The organism is Stenotrophomonas sp. PD6 (assembly GCF_049199305.1).
Taxonomy (GTDB): domain Bacteria; phylum Pseudomonadota; class Gammaproteobacteria; order Xanthomonadales; family Xanthomonadaceae; genus Stenotrophomonas.
Map to the genome: position 1 here is coordinate 20,550 of NZ_JBLZQD010000004.1, position 20,182 is coordinate 40,731.

Genomic DNA, 20,182 nt, shown 5'->3' on the forward strand with positions numbered 1-20,182 from the left:
GCCGCAGCCTGGGCAGCTGTCGCAATTCAATGTTTCCGCGATGCGAGGCTGATGAATTCTTTAGTCAGGTATTTAGGCCGATTGGGGCATTGCGACTGGACAAGAACGGGGGCTACGTCTCCGCCAGGTGACAGCCTGACTTGTAAAAAGCGAAGCGAGAAGCAGAGTGCGAAGTTTCCATTGATCCCTTGGGCTAGATGGATGTGGGGGCAAATAGAGCCAAAAGCACAGCGAAAGATAAGGCAATGGACATCGTGGCGGGTCCAGGAGCGGTGCGCCGGATAGCAAAGCTTCGATCCTTGCGGCGGTTGTCCCAAGTGGTGTTAGCGTCAAGTGGGCCGACGACGCTCTGGCCGAACCGAATTCTATGCATTTGAAGGATTACTACGTTGGCAGACTCCTTTGGACTGCGAGCCTATATCGCGACTGTGCTGACGAGTGCTCAGCCTCCTGACAGCCCGATCATGGATGCTGGCTGGGCCGGCATAGCGTTCGATCGGAACCGATATGAGGACCTCGCGCCGACCGACGTGTGGGAGGCTTGGCTTGCCGTCCACCGGGATCTGACCGGGCCAGACGTCAATCTGTGTGTAGAGTCATTCATGGATCTGGCGAAAGGAGTGCGGCCAGACCTTCTTCCCCCGCGTCTGGAATCACTGAGGGAATACTGGAGTGACGATGCCCGGTTCCTTCGAGATCACTTTGTCGTGTCCCGGGAATCCGAATTCGTGATTCGTCTCGATCAGGATGTTACGTTGTTCGTCGCGAAGGCCAGCTTCCTCTCGAACGTGGTCGATCGCCTGGGTGGGATTGGCTCTGTAATGGCCAGGATGGTTGACGACTTCGACCCAGGCGAAGGAGACTCCGTTGGACTGCAGTGCTACCTGGACGAAATTGTCGCACCGTTGATTCGTTGAGTTGCGTGGAAGTCCACTGGTCCGAGCTCGAGCGATCACTCGATGAGGATTGAGAGCAGGGAGAGGAAAAGGTATGGAATGCTGGCAAGAGAGAGTTTCTGCCGCGAAACTGTCACGGACCCGAAGGTCGAAAGGCGCGATCTGGCTGCTTATGGCTATTGGTCTTCCATCCTTGTCGAGCGCTCAAGTCAACGCAGGCAAGTGGTCCATAGTCGACGATCTTTCGTACTACAGATCTGTAGATGCGCAGAGTTCCAATCGAGGTTTCAGCGCATTCTCTGCGTGCCTGGCGTCAGCTCTGCAATCGGCGAGATATCGCGACGCGATTGCCGAAGTTGCTGCTTCGGATTGTCGCGCTTGGGTGGCTGTGCAGGTCATTGAGGTGAACTCGTCAATCTACCAATTTACCTTTCTTTGTCAGAATGAGTTGGAGTGGAGCGCGTCTGGTGGAAGCGCGCTCGATAGGCATGTGTATGGTTCAGGGCAGCGTCCGCCAGTGGCTCAGATGAATGGTCTTCTCGAGCGGCTGGCCTTGGTCAAGGGGGAGTACGACGGAGACGGGTATGACGTGCCGTGCGTCTATGTCACATCGTTCGATGGAAAGGACATCAGACGACTTGCGTTTCACTCTCCGTGGGCGATGGAATCATCGGGCGGCGTTGAATTCTCTGCTGCTCAGCTACTTGTACAGGAAATCCTCCAGCTCACAAAGGCGGTCAGGGAGAAGTGGCGCTAAGCTTCGCCGGAAGGTGGCGCCGATTGGATTGTTCAAGCATCTTCTTCGACACCCACAGCAACATGCTTATAGCGTCTACTCGACAGATCGGGGGCGCACCCGCCAAGGCATCCACAGTCGCATGAGATCGTACACAGTCGGCATTCCCATTGATGGAGGTAGAACCCGTCTGCCAATGCAGATCGAGGGCGCTCGACGGGACCGGTTGGCGTCATTGCTGACCGGCGAGCAGATCCTCTTCGTTTCCATTCCAGCAGACCAGTCCATGGGGCAGGCATGGTATGCCCTCGCTGCGTTGGCATCGGGGAGGGGTGTCGTCTTCAGCGGCTCCAGTACCGAGGTGGGCGGCTGGGAGGAATGCGGCACCATGAATGTGGAATTTCTGGCACCTTCGCCCCCGCTTGGCGAGTGGGCCGTGCAGACGGAGCTCGATGGATTCGTCATCCAGTCGGTCTTTGTACTGGTGGTTGATGATGCGCAATGGCAGATTGAAGCCGGGTTGGCGATCTTTGCGGAGGATGGTCGACAGCTCCTCTTCGTCGCAGGCGATATCCCGGGTGCCTTCTCCATGATGATGCCAAACGGACAGGGTGAGCTGCGTCCGCAGTTCCCGTGGCAGGACTATCGACGTACCGTGATCGATGCGACCTGAGGCGAATATCCGTGCATCCTCTATTTCGGCAAGCGGCACCTGTCAGGATCGCTGGGTGTGCAGGAACGGGACTACGACAAAAATGATGGAAGGAAAGTTGCAATGAACAGACAATCTATTCCGGAGGCAGCAGTCAATGACCCCGATTCTGTCGAAATGTTGACTGTGTGGATCGCGGAGCGTTCTCTTCACTGTTCGATCAAGGTCGGGATGTACACCGCGATGCAATTGGATGAGGTGTCCGCGTGGGGGAGAATCCTTGCTGACGCCGCGAGGCACATCTCCAATGCACTCTCAGAGATGGAGGGACGGCGCGCGAGCGACACCTTGGATGGTATTAGGGCGTCCTTTGAAGAGGAGCTGGGTCGCCCCACGTCGGAAACCCAAGGCAAGTTCGTTCGACCCAACTGATATGTTTGGCGTGGACCAAGATGCCGGCACCAGTTCGCTCTATCAGAAAACAGGGAAGGCAATGACTACTGCTTGGCCAGAATTTATAGCGTCTGTCGTCCTGCCGACGATGCCACCAGATCTTCCGTTCGCAACTCAGGGTTGGGCCGGAATGGCGTTTGATCGAACCGCGTATGAGGATCTAGCGCCAAGTGTCGTTTGGGAGTGCTGGCTGGCGACCCACAACGAGACGGTCGGGTATCCCTCGGGACTCGGTGCGATTGGATACAGGAATATTTCTGCTTTTCTGACCGCGGCCCAGCTCAAGCCGGACATGGACTCCATTCGCGCGTACTGGAACGAGAACGACAGTTTTCTGCGCGATCACTATGTGTTTTCACTTGGCCGAGAATGGATTGTTCGGCTGGATCAGGACACGACTCTGTTCTTGGGGACGCTGGATTTCATGCGGTCGGTGGTGGATAGACTGGGTGGGGTAGCTGACGTCAAAAAGATGATGAACGACGACCTTATCGGTGATGTTGACGATGTTGTGGGGCTCGGTGGCTATTTGGACGGGTTGCTTGCGCCGTTGTCATAGCTGTACACAACGAAAGGCGCGGGTCAGGATGTGTGAGGTACGACCAACGGTCGTGCGCTACCGCTTCCATGTAATAGGTGCTGGTTCGCGCCATGCAAAACGCCGCGGTTTCCCGCGGCGTTCTTGGTTTCGACGCGACCGCGCTGTTTCAACCCAGCAGCTTGCGCACCTTGTTCAACGCCGCAATGAATCGCTCGATTTCGTCATGCGTGTTGTAGAACGCCAGCGACGCCCGGCACGTCGCTGCCACGCCGTAGTACTGCAGCAGCGGGTGCGCGCAATGCTGGCCCGAGCGGATGGCTACACCTTCCAGGTCCAGCAGCGTGGCCAGGTCATGCGCGTGGGCGCCTTCAATCAGGAAGGAGACCACGGCGGCCTTGTCCGGCGTGGTGCCGAAGATGCGCAGGCCGTCGATCTTGTTGAGCTCTTCGGTGAAGTGCGCCAGCAGCTCGCCTTCGCGCGCTTCTACGTGGTCCAGGCCCAGTGATTCGAGGTAGTCCACCGCGACGCCCAGTCCGATGAAGCCGGCGATGTTCGGGGTGCCGGCCTCGAACTTGTGCGGGGCGTCGTTGAACACCGTGCCCTCGAAGCTCACTTCCTTGATCATCTCGCCGCCGCCGAGGAACGGCGGCATGGCATCCAGGTGCTCGCGCTTGGCCCACAGCGCGCCGGTGCCGGTGGGGCCACACATCTTGTGGCCGGTGATGGCGTAGAAGTCGCAGCCGATGGCGGCAATGTCGACCTTGCGGTGCGGCACGGCCTGCGAGCCGTCCACCACGGTGATGATGCCGCGCTTGCGCGCTTCACGGCAGATCTCGCGCACCGGGTTGACGGTGCCCAGCACGTTGGAGACGTGGGCCACGGCGAGCAGCTTGACCTCGGGGGTCATGGCCTTGCGCAGGGCGTCCAGGTCCAGCGCACCCTCCGGGGTGATCTCGGCCACGCGGATGGTCGCGCCGGTGCGCTGGGCGACCAGCTGCCACGGCACGATGTTGGCGTGGTGCTCCATGCGCGAGACCAGGATGACATCGCCGGCCTTCAGGCGCGGCAGTGCCCACGAATACGCCACCAGGTTGATGGCGAAGGTGGTGCCGCTGCACAGGATCAGTTCGCTGGCACGCACGTTGAGGAAGCGCGCCAGCTTGTTGCGCGCGCCCTCGTAGGCGTCCGTGGCCTCGGTGCCAAGCGCGTGCACGGCGCGGCTGACGTTGGCGTTGTAGCGGCGGTAGAACTCGTCCACCGCGCCGATCACCTGCACCGGCTTCTGGCCGGTGTTGGCGTTGTCGAAGTACACCAGCGGCTTGCCGTGCACTTCGCGCATCAACAGCGGGAAGTCCAGGCGTACGCGGTCCCAGTCGGGCGCGTCGACGGTGTCGGCGAGCGGGCGCGGGGTGGACAGGTTCATGCCACGCCTGCCCGTGCCAGCGCCAGGTCCAGCTGCTGGCGCAGCTGCGCGGTCAAGCGCGCGTCCAGCGCGTTGAGCGGCTCGTGGCAGAACGCGGCGCTGAGCAGCTGCTGTGCCTGTTCGGCGGGCAGGCCGCGCGAGCGCAGGTAGAACAGCGCGTTGGCGTCGAGCTGGCCGACGGTCGCGCCGTGCGCGGCCTTTACCTCGTCCGCATCGATCACCAGCGTGGGCTGGGTGTCGATCTCGGCGTCGGCCGAGAGCAGCAGGTTCTTGTTGGACAGGTTGGCATCGGTACCGTCGGCACCGGCACGGATGTGGATGCCGCCGTGGAAGACCACGCGGCTGCGGTTGGCGGCCACGCCGCGCCACACCATCTCGGAGGCGGTATCGCGTGCGATGTGCTCGATGCCCAGGCGGGTGTCGATATGGCGGCGGCCGTTGCCGAGCAGCACGCCGTTGGCAGTGAGCTGGGCGTTGTCGCCTTCCAGCCGTACGTTGAGCTCATGCCGGCTCAGCGCCGCGCCCAGCTCCAGGTCGATACGGCGGTACTGGGCGTTGCGGGCCAGCACGGCATCGGTGCGCAGGAAGGCGGTGGCGCGCGCGCTGTCGGCCTGCACGCGCGCATGCGACAGCACGGCGTCCTGCGCCAGATGGACGTGCACCAGAGTGTTGTCCAGGTGCGCGGCATCGCCGGCATGCAGGTGGTGCTCGACCACGCCCAGCGAGGCGCCGACACGCAGTTCGATCAGGTGGCGGTGGTGCCAGGCCAGGTCGGCATCGCCTGCGGCGCTGATGAAGACCAGCTGCAGCGGGGTCTCGACCTGCACGCCGTCGTCCACGCGGACCAGCACGCCTTCGTCGGCGAGGGCGGCGTTGAGGCGGGCGAACACTTCTTCGCTGCGCTCGAAGCGGCGGCCAAGGAAGCGCAGCGCCTCGTCACCGGCGTGGAGCGCCGACGAGAGCGTCTGCACCTGCACGCCGGCCGGCAGTGCCGACAGGTCGCTCAGCGCCTCGGACGGGCGGCCGTTGACGAACACCAGCCGCGGCGCGGCGATGCCGTCCAGCAGGGCGGTGTCCACCGGCGGTGCCGACAGCGGGGCGGGGCTGAAGCTGCGCCGTTCCAGCTGGCGCAGCGAGGTGTACTTCCAGGCTTCGGAGCGCGGGCCGGGCAGGCCGGCCTGCAGGGCGGCGTCCAGTTCGGCGCGACGGGCGTCGCCGCCGCAGAAGCCGCTGGCGAGGGAATCCAGCAGGACGCTCATCAGACCGCTGCCTCCGGCACCACGCGGTCCTTCAGGAAGTGGTAGCCGTGGGCTTCCAGTTCCAGGGCCAGCTCGGGGCCGCCGCTCTGCACGATCTTGCCGTCGGCCAGCACGTGCACCACGTCCGGCTTGATGTAGTCGAGCAGGCGCTGGTAGTGGGTGATGACCAGGAACGAACGGTCCGGCGAGCGCAGCGCGTTGACGCCGTCGGCCACGCTCTTGAGCGCGTCGATGTCCAGGCCTGAATCGGTTTCGTCCAGGATCGCCAGCTTCGGCTCGAGCACGGCCAGCTGGAAGATCTCGTTGCGCTTCTTCTCGCCACCGGAGAAGCCTTCGTTGACGCCGCGGTGCAGCAGTTCGTCCTTCAGGTGCAGCACGGCCAGCTTCTGGCGCACCAGCTTGAGGAACTGCATGGAATCGAGTTCTTCCTCGCCGCGCGCCTTGCGCTGGGCGTTGAGCGCGGCGCGCAGGAAGTAGGTGTTGTTCACGCCGGGAATTTCCACCGGGTACTGGAAGGCCAGGAACAGCCCGGCGGCGGCGCGTTCTTCCGGCGCCAGCTCCAGCAGGTTGTTGCCTTCGAACAGCACGCTGCCCTCGCTGACGTCATAGCCGTCGCGGCCGGCGAGCACGTTGCCCAAGGTGGACTTGCCGGCGCCGTTGGGGCCCATGATGGCGTGCACCTGGCCGGGCTTCACGTCCAGCGACAGGCCCTTGAGGATTTCTTTGTCGCCGATGCGGGCGTGCAGGTTGTCAATCTTCAGCATGATACGAATCCCGTAGTGCCACGCCATGCGTGGCAAAAATGTAAAACGAAGAAGCAGGCGATCAGCCGACCGAGCCTTCCAACGAAACTTCCAAAAGCTTCTTGGCTTCCACCGCAAACTCCATCGGCAGCTCGCGGAACACCTGCTTGCAGAAGCCATCCACGATCATCGACACCGCGTTTTCCTGGTCGATGCCGCGCGCGCGGCAATAGAACAGCTGGTCGTCGGAAATCTTGGAGGTAGTGGCCTCATGCTCCACCGTCGCGCTCGGGTTCTTGACCTCGATGTACGGGAAGGTGTGTGCGCCGGAGGTCTTGCCGATCAGCAGCGAATCGCACTGGGTGTAGTTGCGCGCGCCGTCGGCGTTGCGGTCCACCTTGACCAGGCCGCGGTAGGTGTTCTGGCCACGGCCGGCGCTGATGCCCTTGCTGACGATCTTGCTCTTGGTGCGCTTGCCGATGTGGATCATCTTGGTGCCGGTGTCGGCCTGCTGGCGATGGTGGGTCAACGCCACCGAGTGGAACTCGCCCACCGAGTCGTCGCCCAGCAGCACGCAGGACGGGTACTTCCAGGTGATGGCCGAACCGGTCTCGACCTGGGTCCAGGTGACCTTGCTGCGCGCGCCACGGCATTCGGCACGCTTGGTGACGAAGTTGTAGATGCCGCCCACGCCGTTCTCGTCGCCGGGGTACCAGTTCTGCACGGTGGAATACTTGATCTCGGCATCTTCCAGCGCCACCAGCTCGACCACGGCGGCGTGCAGCTGGTTCTCATCGCGCATCGGCGCGGTGCAGCCTTCGAGGTAGGACACGTAGGCCTTGTCCTCGCAGATGATCAGGGTGCGCTCGAACTGGCCGGTGTGGCCGGCGTTGATGCGGAAGTAGGTGCTCAGTTCCATCGGGCAGCGCACGCCCTTGGGAATGAACACGAAGCTGCCGTCGGAGAACACCGCCGAATTCAGCGCGGCGAAGTAGTTGTCGCCCACCGGCACCACGCTGCCGAGGTACTGCCTGACCAGCTCGGGGTGTTCCTTGATGGCCTCGGACATGGAGCAGAAGATCACGCCCTTCTCGGCCAGTTCCTTGCGGAAGGTGGTGCCGACCGAGACCGAGTCGAACACCGCGTCCACGGCCACGCCCGCCAGCTTGGCACGCTCGTGCAGCGGCACGCCCAGCTTGTCGTAGGTGTCCAGCAGTTCCTTGGGCACGTCATCGAGCGAGGCGTACTTCGGGCCCTTCGGCGCGGAGTAGTAGCTGAGCGCCTGCAGGTCGATGGCGGCGATCTGCAGCTTGGCCCAGTTCGGCATCGGCATGGTCAGGAAGTGGCGGTAGGCGGCCAGGCGCCATTCCGTCATCCATTCCGGCTCTTCCTTCTTGGCCGACAGGGCGCGGATGGTGTCCTCGTCCAGGCCGGGCGGCAGCGAGTCCGATTCGATGTCCGTGATGAAGCCGGCCGAGTACTTGCGGCCGAGCTGCTCATGGATCTCGCGGTTGGGGGTGTCGCCGGGGGCGACGGTGTCGAGGGTATCGGTGGCCATGGGGGCTGCCTGTGGATCAGGAGACGACATCCGCCGCGATCACGCGGCGGGGGGCGTCAACAAGGGGAAGAGGGGGCAGGATCTGCGCCAGGCTGACCTTGCGCAGTGCTTCGGACACCACGTCGTTGATCAGCCGCCAGCTGCTGCGCGCGCCGCACTGAAGCTCGCGTCCGCACTGGCTGTGGTCGTGCGCGCACTCGGTCAGGCCCAGCGGGCCCTCCATGGCTTCGACGATCTCGAACAGGCTGATCTGGTCGGCCGCGCGGGTCAGCCGGTAGCCGCCGCGCACACCGCGCAGGCCTTCGACCAGCCCGGCCTGGGCCAGCGGCTTGAGCAGCTTGCTGACGGTGGGCGGCTCAAGGCTGGCGAATTCGGCCAGCTCGGTCGCACTGAGCACCTCGCCCGGGCGCGCGGCGAGCACGGTCAGGACGACGGTGGCGTAATCGGTGAGCTTGGTAACGCGGAGCATGGTTGGGGCAGAGCCATAAAGCGGACTGAAATTGTACGCTTTTATGCCCGGGCATCCAACCCGTCATGTTCAGGTGGTCACAATCACAAGGATTAAGCGAGAATCGGACATCCCAACGCAACGGCCAGCCAGATGCCCAAGAAGATCCAAGCCCGCAAGTCCTCCATCCACGGCAATGGCGTGTTCGCGCTGGCGCCGCTCAAGAAGGGCGAACGGGTCATCCAGTACAAGGGGCTGCTGCGCAGCCACGCCGACGTGGATGCCGATGATACCGGGGATGTGGAGAGCGGTCACACCTTCCTGTTCACCCTGAACGACGATTACGTCATCGATGCCAATTACAAGGGCAACGACGCGCGCTGGTTGAACCACAGCTGCGACCCGAACTGCGAGGCGGTGATCGAGGAGGCCGAGGGCGACAACCGCCGCGAAGACAAGGTCTTCATCGAGGCGATCAAGGACATCAAGCCGGGCGACGAGCTGACCTACAACTACGGCATCACCCTGGCCGAGCGCCACACCGCGCGCCTGAAGAAGATCTGGGAATGCCGCTGCGGCTCGAAGAAGTGCACCGGAACGATGTTGCAGCCCAAACGTTAAACGCCAAGGGCATGTACCGACCAACGGTCGGTACATGCCCGGTAGCAGCCCACCGTTGGTCGGATGGCATTTCGAGTACCGACCAACGGTCGGTACCTACCGGCCCAAAAGCCCGGCCGGCACCAGTGCGCCGAGGTCCTGGTTGAAGGTGACCACCAGCTTGCCGTTCTGGACCTGCGCCGACTGCACCTGAAGGGCGCCGAGCACGGCGGCCACGGTCGGGTCGATCTTGTAGATCGGTTCGCGGCGGGCGTAGTCGACCAGGAAGGTATTGAGCAGGCCGCGCGTGCGCGAATCGAGCTTGCCGCCGTTGTTGGCCGGGGTGAAGTCGTCCACGGTGGGCTGGTCGAGGTGGAAGCCCTGGGTCTGTGCGTCGTAGCGCAGGCCGCTGCTCAACTTCACCTTGCCCAGCGGTGCCGGCGCGCCGCCTGCGGTGGCCAGTGCCACATCAAAGCCGAGGTCGAGCCGGTTGCCCTGCGGCAGGGTCAGTTTCGGATGGCTCATGGTCATTTCGATCAGGCCGCCGAGGGCGTCCTGGGTGCGCGGAAAGCTGCCGTCCAGATACTGCTGGACGTCGGTAGCGCCGACCGACAGGTCACGGCCGGAAATGCTCGGGGCCGCCTGCGCGCCGACGGCTGCGGCGATGAGGACGGTGCAGGCGGCGATGCGGGTGAACAGGGGGCGTAGCTTCATGGTGGCGAGGCGCTGGCTTGAGATGCAGACACGATAGCGCGTTGGGCTGAATCGGCGCTTCATGGGCAAGCCACCCATGGGGTGGCTCTACCAGGTGCCGTAGAGCCACCCCATGGGTGGCTGCAGGGAGGCCAGTCAATCCAACGTCGGCTGCAGCGAGGCGCTGTGGATCTCCCAACCGCTCCCATCCGGTTTGGGCTGCAGGCGATACCAGCCCTCGAAGTTGAGCGTGCCGTTGCCGGTCATCGCGCGGATGCTTACCGGCACCTCAAGCAGGTGAGAGGGCTTCTTGTCATCGCGTGCGATGGGGGTACTGGTTTTCACCCGAAGGCTGCGCAGGTCCGGGATCGTGCGCAGCACTGCATCGTCGGCGCGCGGGGCGGTGTGGCCGCCCGTCCAATAGGCATCGGAAGCGGCGCGGTCGTCGCCCAGCAGGGTAAAGACGTAGGCATGGACAGTGGCGCTTTCGTCGATCGCGCCCGGTGCTACCGCGCTCAGCTCCGATGGCGGCACAGACTGCGCTTCGGCTGAAGGTGCGGGTGTTTCGCGCGCTGGCTCGGCAGCGACAGAGGTGGCTGGCGCGGCGCCAGCCGGAGTGCGCTCCGCGAGCGGGTCCGGCTGGCAGGAGCATCCGGCAAACAGCAGCGGCAGCAGAAATACGGCTCGACGCATGGCGCACTCTCCCCAGAGAAGGGCAGAGTGTAGCGGGCACTCAGGGCGCGCGCTGGATCGCGTCCAGGGCGTCGAGCACTTCGTCCAGCTTCGGCTGCAGTGCGGTCAACGGGTGGCTGGGCTCTTCGGCATGGCGCCGGGCCAGGTCCTGCAGCAACTGGGTGGCCACGATGGCGGCGGCGCGCTCGTCGCCGCTCAGGCCGGTCTGGCGCCGGGCCGCTTCCAGCAGCCGCATCCAGTCCTGCTGGGCACGGTGCTCCAGTTCGATCGTGCAGCGCCCGCTGCACTGCAACCCGTCCTTTTCGATCGGGGTAACGGTAATGCGATAGCGTTGCGAAGGGCTGGCCATGGCTGCATGCACTGAGGGGGACAGGGCCACGATAGGCGTGCGGGCAGGGCGGGGCGATGGGAGCGGTCGCACGCAGTGTTCCACCCTGTGCGTTCCGGCGATGCGCGCCGCCGGCGGGAGTGCCGTGGCGGCAGGGTTTGCGCCTGCAACACCGGCGCAGCGGCGGTTTGGCAACGCTGTGTTTCGCTGCAGGGTAACGCATAAAAAGGAACGGGACGGCCATGGCCGTCCCGTTCGGGTGCTGCAGGAGGCGCGTGGATTACAGCGCGGCGTCCTTGAGCTTCTTGAGCGGACGCACCTTCAGCTTGGTGGTGGCCGGCTTGGCGGCGAACCACTGCTCTTCCTTGGTGAACGGGTTGATGCCCTTGCGCTTCGGCTTGGCCGCAACGCTGACGGTGGTGATCTTCAGCAGGCCCGGCAGGGTGAAGCTGCCGGCGCCCTTCTTGTGCACCGAGGAGGCCACAGTGGCTTCCAGGTGGGCCAGCACCGCGCGGACGTCCTTGGCGACAACGCCAGAGGCTTCGGCGATGTGTGCAACCAGGCCGGACTTGGTCAGCGCTTCCTTGATCGGCTTCGGAGCAGCCGGCTTTGCGGCGGCCTTCGTAGCGACTTTCTTTACTGCCTTCTTCGGGGCAGCCTTCTTAGCGGTCTTTGCCATGGTTTCCTGATTCCGTGATCGATTGGTTGTGTGGTCGCGCCGAACCCATCGGCAAGCGAAATGTAGGGCAACAATGCGGCGGCGCCAATAGGCAAACGCATAAAAATTCGGGTTTTTTGCGTTTCCGGTTACTGCAGTGCATCAGTTCATGCCCGGGACGCAGGCCCGTGTGTGCCGTCCCGACGGCCGTCGACCGACGCGCCACACCTTGGAGAGTAGCAAGAAACACCTTGAAAACAGTGTTTTCCGCATGGAGGGGTGGTGCCGTGACGTGGTCCTGGGCGGCCGCAGTGCGTCGGATCGGCGCAGGTCGGTACGGCCAGACACGGTGCTAACGCCCGGGCGTCTAGTCTGGTGCTGCCATTCACGCACAGAGGAAGAACCAATGGGCATTTCGCGTCACGCCACCGCGCACTGGGAAGGTGACCTCAAGACAGGCAAGGGACAATTGAGCACGCCGCAGAGCGGCCTGCTGGACAAGACCCGCTATGCCTTCAGCAGCCGTTTCGGCGACGAGAAGGGCACCAACCCGGAAGAACTCATTGCCGCCGCGCATGCCGGCTGCTTCACCATGGCACTGTCGGCCAAGTTGACCGAGGCAGGTTTCGTGCCGACCTCGCTGGACACCGAGGCCAAGGTGGACCTGTCGATGGAGGGTGGCCCGCAGCTCTCCCAGATCACCTTGAAGGTCAAGGCGGTGGTCCCCAACATCGACGCGACCCAGTTCCGCGCCATCGCCGATGATGCCAAGCAGAACTGCCCGGTATCCAAGGCCTTGAGCGCCGTGCCGATCAGCCTGGAGGCTGAGCTGGCCGGTTGATATCGAGCCGGGTGCCGGCCCCGGGCCGGCACCCGTAGAGCCACCCCATGGGTGGCTAAGCGCGGTGCCGGATCGAAGCGCAGCCACCCATGGGGTGGCTCTACGGTGACGCCCAATCCGATCCGGTTACCAGCTAATCGTCCCCTCGATCACCGTCTGCACCTGTCCACCCGACCAGACCTCTCCATCGGCGTCCACGTGCAGCGTCAGCCGCGCGTCATGGCCAACCTCGCGACCCTGGCTGACCACGTAGCTGCCCCCGCTTCCCGGCAGTGCATTGCGGCTGTCCAGCCAGGCGGCCAGCACGGCATTGGCCGCGCCGGACGCGGCATCCTCGAAACGCCTTCCATTGCCGACAAACGCGCGAACGGCCAGGTCATGTTCGGCGCCGCTGCTGCGCGCATAGGCGAACACGCCCATGCTGTCGGTGCTTTCCGCGAGCAGGGCCACCGCGTCCCACGCCGGCGACAGCGCACGCAACGCCGCTTCATCGGCCAGTTCCACCACCCACCAGCTGCGGCCGCCGGACATGCGCGCAGGCGGCAGTTCGCCCAGCGGCCAGCCGGCCAGCACGGCCTGCAGGCGCGGATCGGAGGCATCGGTCACCTCGGCCACCGCCGCGCGCGGGGTGCGGATGGCAATGCTGCGCGCGGCACCTTCGCCGACCACCCGCAGCGGCAGGGCACCGGCGATGCCGTCCTGCACCAGAACGCCGTCCACGGGGGCGGCCAGGCCGGCGTCCAGCACCGCGTGCGCGGTGCCCACGCTGGGGTGGCCCGCGAACGGCACTTCCTTCTGCGGGCTGAACATGCGGATGCGGTAGCTGGCGCCCGGCGCCTGCGGGGCGAATACGAAGGTGGTTTCCGGCAGCCGGGTCCAGCGGGCGATGGCCTGCATGCGCGCATCGTCCAGGCCCTCGGCGTCCAGCACCACGGCCAGCGGATTCCCGGCGCCGGGATAAGGGGAGAACACGTCAAGCTGGAGGAAACGGCGAGCAGTCATGGCAGATCGGTCAGGCGGAACGGTCGGGCAGCTTAGCAAGCCGGGCCGCGCCTGCCCGGCAAATAGGCCGATGCCGCCGCGCGGGCCCTGTCGGGGCGTGGCTTGGCATAGAATCAGAGGTTCGGCCCGGCGTGCCGGGTCATTCCCCCCACTAGCTACCCATTCCTACCACCATGTCAGCTTCCCCCCTTGTCGATCGCTGGATCGTACTGAAGTTCGGCGGCACCTCCGTGTCGCGTCGTCACCGCTGGGACACGATCGGGAAGCTGGCGAAAAAACGTGCGGAAGAAACCGGTGCGCGCGTGCTGGTGGTGGTATCGGCGCTGTCCGGGGTGACCAACGAGCTGACCGCCATTGCCGATGGTGCCGCCGACAGCCGCGCCCGGGTAGATGCACTGGTGGCCCGCCACCGCGAATTCCTGGCCGAGTTGGACCTGGACGCTGCGGCCCTGGATGTGCGCCTGACGGCGCTGCAGGCGCTGCTGGACGATCCGCGCGCCGCCGCGCGCCCGCTGGACTGGCAGGCCGACGTGCTGGGCCAGGGCGAGCTGCTGTCGTCCACGGTCGGCGCCGCCTACCTGCGCGCCAGCGGCCTGGACTTTGGCTGGATGGACGCCCGCGAGTGGCTGCAGGCGCTGCCGCCGCAGCCGAACCAGAGTGACTGGTCGCAGCGCCTGTCGGTGAACTGCCAGTGGCGTTCGGACGCCGAATGGGCGGCGGGCTTCCGCGCCCAGCCGACCCGCATGCTGATCACCCAGGGCTTCATTTCGCGCCACGCCGATGGTGGCACCGCCATCCTCGGCCGCGGCGGCTCGGATACCTCGGCCGCCTATTTCGGCGCGCTGCTGGGTGCCAGCCGCGTGGAGATCTGGACCGACGTGCCGGGCATGTTCAGCGCCAACCCGAAGGACGTGCCCGACGCGCGCCTGCTGACCCGCCTGGACTATTACGAAGCGCAGGAAATCGCCACCACCGGCGCCAAGGTGCTGCACCCGCGCTCGATCAAGCCGTGCCGCGATGCCGGCGTGCCGATGGCGATCCTGGACACCGAACGCCCCGAATTGCCGGGTACCAGCATCGACGGCAACGCCGCACCGGTGCCGGGCGTGAAGGCGATCAGCCGCCGCAACGGCATCGTGCTGGTGTCGATGGAAGGCATCGGCATGTGGCAGCAGGTGGGCTTCCTGGCCGACGTGTTCGGGCTGTTCAAGAAGCATGGCCTGTCGGTGGACCTGATCGGTTCGGCCGAAACCAACGTGACCGTGTCGCTGGATCCGTCCGAGAACCTGGTCAACACCGACGTGCTGGCCGCGCTGTCGGCCGATCTGTCGCAGATCTGCAAGGTCAAGATCATCGTGCCGTGCGCGGCGATCACCCTGGTCGGGCGCGGCATGCGCTCGCTGCTGCACAAGCTTTCCGACGTGTGGGCGACCTTCGGGCGTGAACGCGTGCACATGATTTCGCAGTCGTCCAACGACCTGAACCTGACCTTCGTCATCGACGAGGCGGATGCGGACGGCCTGCTGCCGATTCTGCACGCCGAGCTGATCGACAGCGGTGCGATGCCGGTGGAAGAGGGCGAAGTGTTCGGCCCGCGCTGGCGCGAGATTGCCGGCACCATCCGCCCGCGCGAGACCGCCTGGTGGCGCGGCCAGCGCGAGCACCTGCTGCAGCTTGCCGAGGCCGGCACGCCGCGCTACGTGTACAACCTGCCCACGGTGCGCGCGCGTGCACGCGCGCTGGCAGCGATCAAGCCGATCGACCAGCGCTACTACGCGATCAAGGCCAACAGCCATCCGGCCATCCTGGAGCTGCTGGAGCAGGAAGGCTTCGGGCTGGAGTGCGTCTCGCACGGCGAGCTCAAGCACGTGTTCAACACGCTGCCCACGCTGTCGCCGCGGCGGGTGCTGTTCACCCCCAGCTTCGCGCCGCGTGCCGAGTACGAGGCGGCCTTCGCGCTGGGCGTGACCGTCACCCTCGACAACGTCGAGGCGCTGCAGCGCTGGCCGGAGCTGTTCCGCAACCGCGAGCTGTGGCTGCGCGTGGACCTGGGCCGGGGCGAAGGCCACCACGCCAAGGTGCGTACCGGCGGCAAGGACTCCAAGTTCGGCCTGCCCACCGCCCGCGTGGACGAGTTCGTGCGCCTGGCCGGTGAGCTGGGCACCCGCGTGGTTGGCCTGCATGCCCACCTCGGCAGCGGCGTGGAAACCGCGCAGCACTGGCGCTTGATGTGCGACGAGCTGGCCGGCTTCGCGCGCCGCATCGGCAGCGTGGAAACCATCGATATCGGCGGTGGCCTGCCCATTCCGTACAGCGCCGACGACGAACCGTTCGACCTGGACGCCTGGGCCGTTGGCCTGGCCGAGGTCAAGGCGGTGCATCCGGCGTTCCGCCTGGCGATCGAGCCCGGCCGCTACCTGGTGGCCGAATCGGGCGTGCTGCTCACTACCGCCACCCAGGTGGTGGAGAAGGACGGCGTGCGCCGCGTCGGGCTGGATGCCGGCATGAACACGCTGATGCGCCCGGCGCTGTACGACGCCTGGCATGACATCGAGAACCTGAGCCGGCTGGGCGGTTATGCCGAGGCCATGTTCGACGTGGTCGGCCCGATCTGCGAGTCCAGCGACGTGTTCGGCAAGCGCCGCCGCCTGCCGGTCTCGACCGCGCCGGACGACGTGATGCTGATCGCCGATGCCGGCGCCTACGGCTACGTCATGGCCAATACCTACAACCAGCGCGAGCTGCCGCGCGAGGACGTCATCGATGACCTGCCCTGAGCGCAGCCTGCCGTGCTGCCTCGCACGCCCGCTTGAACGCCTCCGCGCGCCGCCGCGAAAACGCCACGTCTCACCGGATACGCCATGACTGCTTTCGATAAACACCAGGTTGCCACGTTCCACTTCGTCCGCTGTGCGCTGGACGTGGACACCGGCGTGGCCCAGCTGGTCTACGCCTTCGACAACGGCCCGGAGCTGACCGAAACGGTGACCGTGCCGGGCGCGCCGTTCGTGCTGGACGCCGCGCGCGCGCAGGCCGTGGAGCAGGCGCTGCGCCTGCTGCACCTGTTCGCCGGTGTGAGCTACTACAAGGCGGGCGTGCCCGACGACGTGCGCATCGACAGTTACAGCATCGACGCGGAGACCGCGGCGCTGGTGGAAACGGTCTACCTCAACGGGCTGGGCGAGTTCGCCTACCGCAATGGGCTCAACCTGCGCGGTCGGTTCCGCCTGCCGGTGCAGGGCCAGGCGCTGCAGGCGCCAGCACTGGGCCTGCGCGAGCACGCGCTGGTCGCCATCGGCGGCGGCAAGGATTCGCTGGTCAGCATCGAAGCGCTGCGCGCGCTGGGCATCGCCGAGACGGTCACCTGGATCGGCGGTTCACAGCTGATCCGTGCCTGTGCCGAGCGCACCGGCCTGCCCACGCTCAACATCGGCCGCGTGCTGGCCCCGGAGCTGTTCGAGCTCAACCGCCAGGGCGCCTGGAACGGGCATATTCCGGTGACCGCGGTGAACTCGGCGATCATGGTGCTGGCCGCGCTGCTGCAGGGCGTGGACCAGGTGGTGTTCTCCAACGAGCGTTCGGCCAGCTACGGCAGCCAGATTCCCGGCACCGGCGAAGTGAACCACCAGTGGTCCAAGGGCTGGGCGTTCGAGCAGGCCTTCGGCGAGCACCTGGAGAAACACGTTGCCGCCGACCTGCACTACTACTCGCTGCTGCGCCCGCTCTCCGAGCTGGCAGTGGCGCGGCAGTTTGCCAAGACCGATTTCTACGACGCGCACTTCTCCAGCTGCAACCGCAACTTCCACATCCTTGGCGAGCGCCCGGTGAATCGCTGGTGCGGCGTCTGCCCGAAGTGCCACTTCGTGTTCCTGGCACTGGCGCCGTTCATGCCGAAGACGCGCCTGGTGCGCATCTTCGGCCGCAACCTGCTGGACGATGTCGAGCAGGCGGGCGGCTTCGATGCGCTGCTGGAATTCCAGGACCACAAGCCGTTCGAATGCGTGGGCGAAGGCCGCGAATCGCGCGCGGCCATGGCCACGCTGGCCACGCGCCCGGAGTGGAGCGAAGACGCGCTGGTGAAGCGGTTTGTCGAGGAGATCCGGCCGCAGCTGGATGCCGCCGAACTGCAGATCGAGCCGTTGCTGGTATTGGATGGCGAGCACCGGATTCCGGCGGCGATCTGGGAGCGCCTGCGTGCGAATTTCGCAGCTTGAGGGAAAGCGGGTTGCGCTGTGGGGGTGGGGGCGTGAGGGGCGCGCGGCGTTCCGCGTGCTGCGCGAGCGCCTGCCCGGCCTTGCGCTGACCCTGTTCTGCCCGGAAGCCGAAGCCGCCACCGCGCGTGCCGAGGCCGGCGCGGCGCTGCAGGTGCGTTCGGACGTGAGCGGCGACGCGTTGGCCGCGTTCGAGGTGGTGATCAAGTCGCCGGGCATCAGCCCGTATGGCGAGGCGGCCGCGTACGCGACCGCGCAGGGCACGCAGTTCATCGGCGGCACCTCACTGTGGTTCGCCGAACACGCCGACGCCGACGGCACCGTGCGCGACACGGTGTGCGTGACCGGTACCAAGGGCAAGAGCACCACCACCTCGCTGCTGGCCCACCTGCTGCGTGCCTCCGGCGCGCGTGCGGGGCTGGTCGGCAACATCGGCCTGCCGCTGCTGGAAGTGTTGGCGCCGGAGCCGACGCCGGATTACTGGGCGGTGGAGTTGTCCAGCTACCAGACCGGCGAAGTGGCGCGCAGCGGTGCGCACCCGCAGGTGGCGGTGGTGCTGAACCTGTTCCCCGAACACCTGGACTGGCACGGCAGCGAAGCGCGCTACATCGCCGACAAGCTGTCGCTGGTGACCGAGGCGGCACCGCGCGTGGCCGTGCTCAACGCCGCCGATCCGCACCTGGCCGCGCTGGTGCTGCCGCACAGCGAGGTGGTGTGGTTCAACCAGCCGCAGGGCTGGCACATGCGCGGTGAGGTGGTGTATCGCGGCGGGCAGGCGGTGTTCGACACCGCGAACACGCCGCTGCCGGGGCGGCACAACCGCGGCAACCTGTGTGCGGTACTGGCGGCCATCGAGGCGCTGGGACTGGATGCGGTGGCGCTGGCGCCGGCCGTGCAGACATTCCGCCCGCTGCCCAACCGCCTGCAGACCGTCGGCGAGCGCGAGGGGCTGCGCTACGTCAACGATTCGATCAGCACCACCCCGCACGCGAGTCTGGCGGCGCTGGAGTGCTTCGGCGGCCAGCGCATCGCGCTGCTGGTGGGTGGCCATGACCGCGGGCTGGACTGGCAGGATTTCGTGGACCACATGGCGCACGACGTGCCGCCGGTGGAGATCGTCACCATGGGCGCCAACGGCCCCCGTATCCACGCGCTGCTGCAGCCGCTGGCGGATGCCGGGCGGTTCGGCCTGCATGCGGCCGGCGATCTGGACGAGGCGGTGCAACTGGCCCGCGCCGCGCTGGGCGGGCAGGGTGGGGTGGTATTGATGTCGCCAGGCGCGCCGAGCTATGGCGTGTACCGCGATTACGTCGCGCGTGGCCGCCATTTCGCCGAACTGGCCGGGTTCGACCCGGACCAGATCACCGCGATTCCGGGGATCGGGATCGCCTGATCCCGCAGCCCCCGTAGCGCCGGGCTCTGCCCGGCCGCGTGCGATGTCCGGCGATCCGTGCAGCGGGGCAGAGCCCCGCTCTACGACATGTTGCGCCTGCGCGCCGTATATTCGGGTTTCCATCTGGAGGAGCAGACGCATGAGCAGGCAATGGCAGTGGGGTGCGGCGGTGCTGTTGGGTATGACGGCGTTGCCGGCGGTGGCAGCGATGCAGGCCAAGCCGGTGGAGTGGAAGCACGAAGGCACCACGTTCAGTGGCGTGCTGGTCTACGACGATGAGGACAACGACAAGCGCCCCGGCCTGGTGATGGTGCCGAACTGGAAGGGCGTCAACGAGTCGGCCATCGCCAAGGCCAAGCAGCTGGCCGGCGACGACTATGTGGTGCTGGTCGCCGACGTCTACGGCAAGGGCGTGCGCCCGAAGACCGACGCCGAGGCCGGACCGGTCGCGACCAAGCTGCGCAATGACCGGCCGGTGCTCCGCGCCCGCGCGCTGAAGGCGCTGGAAGTGCTCAAGGCCCAGGCCGGCAACGCGCCGCTGGATGTGACGAAGATCGGTGCGGTGGGCTTCTGCTTCGGCGGCACCACCGTGCTCGAGCTGGCCCGCGCCGGCGCGCCGCTGGCGGGTGTGGTCAGCCTGCACGGCGGGCTGGGCTCACCGCTGCCGGCCAAGGCCGAAGGCACGCACCCGTCGGTGCTGGTACTCAACGGCGCCGACGACAAGGGTGTGAGCAAGGAGGACATCGCCAGCTTCGAGCAGGAGATGAACGCGGCCAAGGTCGACTGGGAGTTCACCAACTACAGCGGCGCGGTGCACTGCTTTGCCGAGGCCGACGCCAACAGCCCGCCGGGCTGCCTGTACAACGAGCGGGCAGCGAAGCGGGCGTGGAAGTCGCTGGATACGTTCTTTGAAGGGTTGTTCGACAAGCGATAGATCGTTGGGGGGGGGGGGGCCCCCCCCCGCCCGCCCCCGCCCCGAATGTAGAACAAAAGGGTGTGGGGGGGTGAGGAGGGGGGGGGGCGCGGAGGCCCCCGCACGGGGGTATTTAAAAAA

21 protein-coding genes are annotated in these 20,182 nt (G+C 65.9%); 11 read left to right on the plus strand and 10 right to left on the minus strand.

Annotation, left to right across the window (positions count from 1 at the left end; all coding sequences use genetic code 11):
* Positions 1-389: 389 nt before the first annotated feature.
* The 5 genes from ACOZHM_RS07775 to ACOZHM_RS07795 all read left to right on the plus strand — a co-directional run bounded on the left by ACOZHM_RS07775 (position 390) and on the right by ACOZHM_RS07795 (position 3,296).
* Positions 390-917, plus strand: a complete 528-nt coding sequence (locus tag ACOZHM_RS07775; protein WP_421568663.1) for a hypothetical protein — start codon at positions 390-392, stop codon at positions 915-917.
* Positions 918-990: 73 nt separating this feature from the next.
* Positions 991-1,653 carry a hypothetical protein gene (locus ACOZHM_RS07780; RefSeq protein WP_421568664.1) on the plus strand — a complete coding sequence of 221 codons (663 nt, stop codon included), beginning with the start codon at positions 991-993 and terminating at the stop codon, positions 1,651-1,653.
* A 175-nt stretch (positions 1,654-1,828) separates the two neighbouring features.
* On the plus strand, positions 1,829-2,305 hold the full coding sequence (locus tag ACOZHM_RS07785) for a hypothetical protein (protein WP_421568665.1): 477 nt from the start codon (positions 1,829-1,831) through the stop codon (positions 2,303-2,305).
* A gap of 102 nt (positions 2,306-2,407) precedes the next feature.
* A complete protein-coding gene (locus ACOZHM_RS07790; RefSeq protein WP_421568666.1) occupies positions 2,408-2,716 on the plus strand; it encodes a DUF5076 domain-containing protein in 309 nt (102 codons plus the stop codon).
* 10 nt (positions 2,717-2,726) lie between these two features.
* Positions 2,727-3,296 (plus strand): hypothetical protein, encoded by a 570-nt coding sequence (locus tag ACOZHM_RS07795; RefSeq protein ID WP_421568668.1) that lies wholly within the window; start codon positions 2,727-2,729, stop codon positions 3,294-3,296.
* Positions 3,297-3,444: 148 nt separating this feature from the next.
* Here the strand turns inward: ACOZHM_RS07795 and ACOZHM_RS07800 are convergent, their stop codons facing one another.
* From ACOZHM_RS07800 to ACOZHM_RS07820, 5 genes are all read right to left on the minus strand, one after another.
* Complete coding sequence (locus ACOZHM_RS07800; RefSeq protein ID WP_421568669.1) at positions 3,445-4,701, minus strand: cysteine desulfurase; 1,257 nt, start codon at positions 4,699-4,701, stop codon at positions 3,445-3,447.
* Positions 4,698-5,960 (minus strand): Fe-S cluster assembly protein SufD, encoded by a 1,263-nt coding sequence (gene sufD / locus ACOZHM_RS07805; protein WP_421568670.1) that lies wholly within the window; start codon positions 5,958-5,960, stop codon positions 4,698-4,700. The genes ACOZHM_RS07800 and sufD overlap by 4 nt, the downstream gene beginning before the upstream one ends.
* The gene (gene sufC, locus ACOZHM_RS07810) at positions 5,960-6,724 is read right to left on the minus strand and encodes a Fe-S cluster assembly ATPase SufC (RefSeq protein ID WP_313346313.1); all 765 of its coding nucleotides are present in this window, start codon (positions 6,722-6,724) and stop codon (positions 5,960-5,962) included. Before sufC ends, sufD begins: the two co-directional genes overlap by 1 nt.
* Positions 6,725-6,785: 61 nt before the next feature.
* A complete protein-coding gene (gene sufB, locus ACOZHM_RS07815) occupies positions 6,786-8,261 on the minus strand; it encodes a Fe-S cluster assembly protein SufB (protein WP_421568671.1) in 1,476 nt (491 codons plus the stop codon).
* Positions 8,262-8,277: 16 nt separating this feature from the next.
* Positions 8,278-8,730, minus strand: coding sequence for an SUF system Fe-S cluster assembly regulator (locus ACOZHM_RS07820; protein ID WP_313346309.1), 453 nt, complete (start codon positions 8,728-8,730; stop codon positions 8,278-8,280).
* A gap of 132 nt (positions 8,731-8,862) precedes the next feature.
* On the opposite strand from ACOZHM_RS07820, the gene ACOZHM_RS07825 reads away from it, so the two are divergent.
* Positions 8,863-9,330, plus strand: a complete 468-nt coding sequence (locus ACOZHM_RS07825; RefSeq protein ID WP_313346307.1) for an SET domain-containing protein — start codon at positions 8,863-8,865, stop codon at positions 9,328-9,330.
* 96 nt (positions 9,331-9,426) lie between these two features.
* Here the strand turns inward: ACOZHM_RS07825 and ACOZHM_RS07830 are convergent, their stop codons facing one another.
* The 4 genes from ACOZHM_RS07830 to ACOZHM_RS07845 all read right to left on the minus strand — a co-directional run bounded on the left by ACOZHM_RS07830 (position 9,427) and on the right by ACOZHM_RS07845 (position 11,702).
* Positions 9,427-10,023, minus strand: coding sequence for a DUF1439 domain-containing protein (locus ACOZHM_RS07830; protein ID WP_421568673.1), 597 nt, complete (start codon positions 10,021-10,023; stop codon positions 9,427-9,429).
* Between the two features lie 135 nt (positions 10,024-10,158).
* Positions 10,159-10,695: a hypothetical protein gene (locus tag ACOZHM_RS07835; RefSeq protein ID WP_421568674.1), complete on the minus strand. Its 537-nt coding sequence runs from the start codon at positions 10,693-10,695 to the stop codon at positions 10,159-10,161.
* A gap of 40 nt (positions 10,696-10,735) precedes the next feature.
* The gene (locus tag ACOZHM_RS07840) at positions 10,736-11,044 is read right to left on the minus strand and encodes a DUF3861 family protein (protein WP_421568675.1); all 309 of its coding nucleotides are present in this window, start codon (positions 11,042-11,044) and stop codon (positions 10,736-10,738) included.
* A 259-nt stretch (positions 11,045-11,303) separates the two neighbouring features.
* Positions 11,304-11,702, minus strand: a complete 399-nt coding sequence (locus tag ACOZHM_RS07845; protein ID WP_421568676.1) for an HU family DNA-binding protein — start codon at positions 11,700-11,702, stop codon at positions 11,304-11,306.
* 385 nt (positions 11,703-12,087) lie between these two features.
* Between ACOZHM_RS07845 and ACOZHM_RS07850 the strand changes: the two genes are divergently transcribed.
* Positions 12,088-12,522: an OsmC family protein gene (locus tag ACOZHM_RS07850; protein ID WP_282246895.1), complete on the plus strand. Its 435-nt coding sequence runs from the start codon at positions 12,088-12,090 to the stop codon at positions 12,520-12,522.
* 126 nt (positions 12,523-12,648) lie between these two features.
* Here ACOZHM_RS07850 and ACOZHM_RS07855 read toward each other — a convergent pair whose 3' ends face one another.
* Positions 12,649-13,524, minus strand: a complete 876-nt coding sequence (locus tag ACOZHM_RS07855) for a PhzF family phenazine biosynthesis protein (protein WP_421568677.1) — start codon at positions 13,522-13,524, stop codon at positions 12,649-12,651.
* Positions 13,525-13,697: 173 nt separating this feature from the next.
* Between ACOZHM_RS07855 and ACOZHM_RS07860 the strand changes: the two genes are divergently transcribed.
* The 4 genes from ACOZHM_RS07860 to ACOZHM_RS07875 all read left to right on the plus strand — a co-directional run bounded on the left by ACOZHM_RS07860 (position 13,698) and on the right by ACOZHM_RS07875 (position 20,062).
* Positions 13,698-16,301, plus strand: a complete 2,604-nt coding sequence (locus ACOZHM_RS07860) for a bifunctional aspartate kinase/diaminopimelate decarboxylase (RefSeq protein ID WP_421568678.1) — start codon at positions 13,698-13,700, stop codon at positions 16,299-16,301.
* A gap of 84 nt (positions 16,302-16,385) precedes the next feature.
* On the plus strand, positions 16,386-17,738 hold the full coding sequence (gene murL / locus ACOZHM_RS07865; protein WP_421568679.1) for a UDP-N-acetyl-alpha-D-muramoyl-L-alanyl-L-glutamate epimerase: 1,353 nt from the start codon (positions 16,386-16,388) through the stop codon (positions 17,736-17,738).
* A complete protein-coding gene (gene murD, locus ACOZHM_RS07870; protein WP_421568680.1) occupies positions 17,719-19,128 on the plus strand; it encodes a UDP-N-acetylmuramoyl-L-alanine--D-glutamate ligase in 1,410 nt (469 codons plus the stop codon). Before murL ends, murD begins: the two co-directional genes overlap by 20 nt.
* A gap of 139 nt (positions 19,129-19,267) precedes the next feature.
* Positions 19,268-20,062, plus strand: coding sequence for a dienelactone hydrolase family protein (locus ACOZHM_RS07875; protein WP_421568681.1), 795 nt, complete (start codon positions 19,268-19,270; stop codon positions 20,060-20,062).
* Positions 20,063-20,182 lie beyond the last annotated feature (120 nt).

Excerpts from the sequence above, each read along its gene's own strand:
- ACOZHM_RS07780 (WP_421568664.1), top strand. The coding sequence starts at position 991 with ATGGAATGCTGGCAAGAGAGAGTTTCTGCCGCGAAACTGTCACGGACC.
- ACOZHM_RS07785 (WP_421568665.1), top strand. The coding sequence starts at position 1,829 with ATGCAGATCGAGGGCGCTCGACGGGACCGGTTGGCGTCATTGCTGACC.
- ACOZHM_RS07790 (WP_421568666.1), top strand. The coding sequence starts at position 2,408 with ATGAACAGACAATCTATTCCGGAGGCAGCAGTCAATGACCCCGATTCT.
- ACOZHM_RS07800 (WP_421568669.1), bottom strand. The coding sequence starts at position 4,701 with ATGAACCTGTCCACCCCGCGCCCGCTCGCCGACACCGTCGACGCGCCC.
- sufD (WP_421568670.1), bottom strand. The coding sequence starts at position 5,960 with ATGAGCGTCCTGCTGGATTCCCTCGCCAGCGGCTTCTGCGGCGGCGAC.
- sufC (WP_313346313.1), bottom strand. The coding sequence starts at position 6,724 with ATGCTGAAGATTGACAACCTGCACGCCCGCATCGGCGACAAAGAAATC.
- sufB (WP_421568671.1), bottom strand. The coding sequence starts at position 8,261 with ATGGCCACCGATACCCTCGACACCGTCGCCCCCGGCGACACCCCCAAC.
- ACOZHM_RS07820 (WP_313346309.1), bottom strand. The coding sequence starts at position 8,730 with ATGCTCCGCGTTACCAAGCTCACCGATTACGCCACCGTCGTCCTGACC.
- ACOZHM_RS07825 (WP_313346307.1), top strand. The coding sequence starts at position 8,863 with ATGCCCAAGAAGATCCAAGCCCGCAAGTCCTCCATCCACGGCAATGGC.
- ACOZHM_RS07830 (WP_421568673.1), bottom strand. The coding sequence starts at position 10,023 with ATGAAGCTACGCCCCCTGTTCACCCGCATCGCCGCCTGCACCGTCCTC.
- ACOZHM_RS07835 (WP_421568674.1), bottom strand. The coding sequence starts at position 10,695 with ATGCGTCGAGCCGTATTTCTGCTGCCGCTGCTGTTTGCCGGATGCTCC.
- ACOZHM_RS07840 (WP_421568675.1), bottom strand. The coding sequence starts at position 11,044 with ATGGCCAGCCCTTCGCAACGCTATCGCATTACCGTTACCCCGATCGAA.
- ACOZHM_RS07845 (WP_421568676.1), bottom strand. The coding sequence starts at position 11,702 with ATGGCAAAGACCGCTAAGAAGGCTGCCCCGAAGAAGGCAGTAAAGAAA.
- ACOZHM_RS07850 (WP_282246895.1), top strand. The coding sequence starts at position 12,088 with ATGGGCATTTCGCGTCACGCCACCGCGCACTGGGAAGGTGACCTCAAG.
- ACOZHM_RS07855 (WP_421568677.1), bottom strand. The coding sequence starts at position 13,524 with ATGACTGCTCGCCGTTTCCTCCAGCTTGACGTGTTCTCCCCTTATCCC.
- ACOZHM_RS07860 (WP_421568678.1), top strand. The coding sequence starts at position 13,698 with ATGTCAGCTTCCCCCCTTGTCGATCGCTGGATCGTACTGAAGTTCGGC.
- murL (WP_421568679.1), top strand. The coding sequence starts at position 16,386 with ATGACTGCTTTCGATAAACACCAGGTTGCCACGTTCCACTTCGTCCGC.
- ACOZHM_RS07875 (WP_421568681.1), top strand. The coding sequence starts at position 19,268 with ATGAGCAGGCAATGGCAGTGGGGTGCGGCGGTGCTGTTGGGTATGACG.